Origin of the sequence: Nocardia sp. NPDC058658, assembly GCF_042716665.1 — a bacterium.
Lineage (GTDB): Bacteria > Actinomycetota > Actinomycetes > Mycobacteriales > Mycobacteriaceae > Nocardia.
Genome location: NZ_JBHXRR010000014.1, coordinates 1 through 2,815 on the forward strand (window position 1 = coordinate 1; position 2,815 = coordinate 2,815).

Consider the following 2,815-nt stretch of genomic DNA (forward strand, 5'->3'; position numbering starts at 1 on the left):
CCAGGACGTCCACCAGGCTCGAAGAACAAGCACCGAGCACCCCGTCCGGCGGTCGGCAAACCCACCGACACCGAAACCCCAGGTTAAAAACCAAGATGAGGACATGGTGATCTTGATCGGAAGACGGCAATCGCCGCGTCGGAGTTCCGGCGCGGCGATTGGGCGTCAGCTGGGGTCGATGCCGTAGAGGCGGGCCCAGTTTTCGCGGCTGGTGAGTTCGGGGACTGCGGCTCGGTATTCGGCCTGGAGGGCCGGGAGGTCCTTGCGGAGTTTGCGCAGGGTGCGGTAGGTGCGGATCAAAAGTGCGCGGGCGCGGGCCTTGTCGCGGCGGCGGACTCGGACGCCGGACTGGGAGGCGTCGGTGACGACCACGTGGTCGAACAGGCCGACGTGCCACCAGTGGGCGTCCTCGCGGGTGACGCCGATGAGGCCGGGCTGGGTGCGGCCGGTCCACTGGGTGATCGCGCGCTTGATCAGGACCAGGGTGATGCGGCTGGGTTCGCCGCTGGCTCGGCGCACGGAGATCTCGGCCGAGTTCACCGGCGGGGTGGCTGCGGGGTGCTTGATGGTTTCGGGGTAGTCGTTGCGGGTGGAGCGGGCAGCGGCGAGGGCGTCGATGCCGCCGTCGCGCAACGTCTTCGGGCCCTTCATGAAGTCTTCGATGCCCTGCAGCGTGGTGTGGACAAGGCCGTACTGCATGCCGACGAGGTGCTCGGCGATGTAGCGGAAGAACTCACGGGTGATCGCCTTGCCGTCGAGATCGGTGTGCAGGGCGCCGACGATGAGCGAGTTACGGGTGGAGAAGTAGCGGGCCCAGTCGTCGTAGTCCTTCCAGTAGAAGTCGGCGTGCCATACGGCCGCGTTGGGGAGCGTGACGGTGACGAAACCGTGCTCGCGCGCGCGGATGCCGTATTCCACGTCGTCCCACTGGAAGAAGATCGGGACCGGAAGGCCGATCTTCTTCACGACCTCGGCCGGGATGAGGCAGGTCCACCAGGCGTTGTAGCCGGCATCGACCCGACGTTCCTGGTTCTTCTTGAGCATGGAGGTGTTGCGCAGCGCCTTGGGCACCTTCTGGCCGTGCTTGAGCTCGCCGAGGTGCACCTCTTCGGCGCCGACATTGAGGAAGTCGGGGTTCAAAAGGAACAGCATCTGCGCGCCGACCAGGGTCGGTTCGACCGTGAGGTTGGCGAAGGCCTGGAGGCGCAGAACGGTTTCGGGCTCGCAGAGGATGTCGTCGTCCATCAGGATGACATCGGCGTGCTCGTTGGCGGCCGATACCTCGTAGAGGCCACGGGTGAAGCCACCCGCACCGCCGAGGTTCGGCTGACGGATGTAACGCAGCTTGTCGCCGAAGGAAGGACGGACCTGCTGGAACAGCGGCCGGTCCTCGACCAGGTCGGTGCCCTGATCCACCACGTACACCGCGTCGATCGCGGCCAGCACAGTCGCGTCCGAGGCCAGCGCGGCCACGGTGTGCGCGCAGTCCTCGGCCCGGTTGAAGGTGCAGATCGCGATCGCGACCGGGCGCACCGTCTCGGGCGCCTTGGCGGTCCAGGCCAGCTCGGTGATGTCGAGTTCGCCCCCGACGGCGTCGAACTCGAGCCACAGCGCGCCACCGTCGACGTACTGATCCAGCGGCGCGGACAGCGAGACGACACCACTGCTGGTCGCCACCAGCGACGCGATGATGCGACGGTGCCCGGCGATATCGGAGGCGACCAGGCGCACGTTGGCCTTGTTGCCGACCACCAGATGCGCACCGACCGACACCTCGGTGACGGTGGTCCAGCGCTGCCAGTAGCTGGCGGCCAACCGGCCGAAGTAGGTGTTGGTGTGCGCGGTGGCGCCCTTTGGCAGGTGCAGCGAGTGCCGCTCGCGAATCGCGGCACCCCCCTTGACGACCGCGTAGAGGTCATCGCTCACCCGCGCCGACGGCCCGGTGAAGATGCCCCTGGCCAGCACGAGCCGGTCGGGCGCTGAGTGAACGCCGCGCAGCGATGCGGGCGCGGCCTCGCGCCGATCGTTCGATTCGGTCACGGCTTTGGTAGCCGACTGCTCCATGAAGTCCTCGAAATTCTCGGTATCGACTGCGCCGGCGCAAGCAGGCACGTATAGAAAGGCGCGGCGGGCGGGGCGAGGATATCAATCGCGCGGGCCCCTCGCGTCGTCAGTGAGGTGTTGGCGCACTCCGCGCGTGTTGCTCATCGCTTGCCGACGAGCCGGTGAAAACGAATTTGCTGTAGGCCCAATAGCGGAATATCACCGCCATGGTCTGGCCCACGACGGTGGCGGAAATGTTGTCCGCCAGCGGCGACGACAGATCCAGCACATAACGGGAAAAGCCGAGGCAGCCGAGTTGCAGGAGGATCGCTACGACATTCACGATCGCGTACAGCAGATATTCGCGGCCGGGGCTGTCGGACTTGCGATGGGAGTAGGTCCACCACTTGTTGCCGAAGTAGGTGACCACCGTCGCCACCACGATCGCGATGATCTTGGCGAGCAACGGAAAGTGATAGAGCACACCTTCGGAGAACCCGAATCCGCCGCCCCAGAACACCAGCAGGTTGTACGTCCCGGCATCGACGAGAAACCCGATCGCCCCGACAACGAGGAATGCCATACCTTGCCGCAACCCCGCCACCACCCTGGACACAAGGGGAACAGCAGGCGGTTCAACTGATGGCGACACGCCATGACGGTAGCCAACCACCACCCCCGACCCATAGGGAGGGGCGGCCACGAAGTGGCCGGTCGCGGCCGGGTCGCCGGTTAGCCGCCGTTGCGATGCGACGAAGGAGCAAGCAACGGC

General features: G+C 66.1%; 2 protein-coding genes. Both read right to left on the reverse strand.

The window, feature by feature from the left end; translation table 11 throughout:
* Positions 1-165: 165 nt before the first annotated feature.
* Positions 166-2,064, reverse strand: a complete 1,899-nt coding sequence (locus ACFWUP_RS19875) for a glycosyltransferase (protein WP_379236300.1) — start codon at positions 2,062-2,064, stop codon at positions 166-168.
* Positions 2,065-2,170: 106 nt separating this feature from the next.
* A complete protein-coding gene (locus ACFWUP_RS19880) occupies positions 2,171-2,746 on the reverse strand; it encodes a GtrA family protein (protein ID WP_379236525.1) in 576 nt (191 codons plus the stop codon).
* Positions 2,747-2,815: the final 69 nt, after the last annotated feature.

Bases quoted from the DNA above. Each gene is read 5' to 3' on its own strand.
- ACFWUP_RS19875 (WP_379236300.1), bottom strand. From the start codon at position 2,064: ATGGAGCAGTCGGCTACCAAAGCCGTGACCGAATCGAACGATCGGCGC.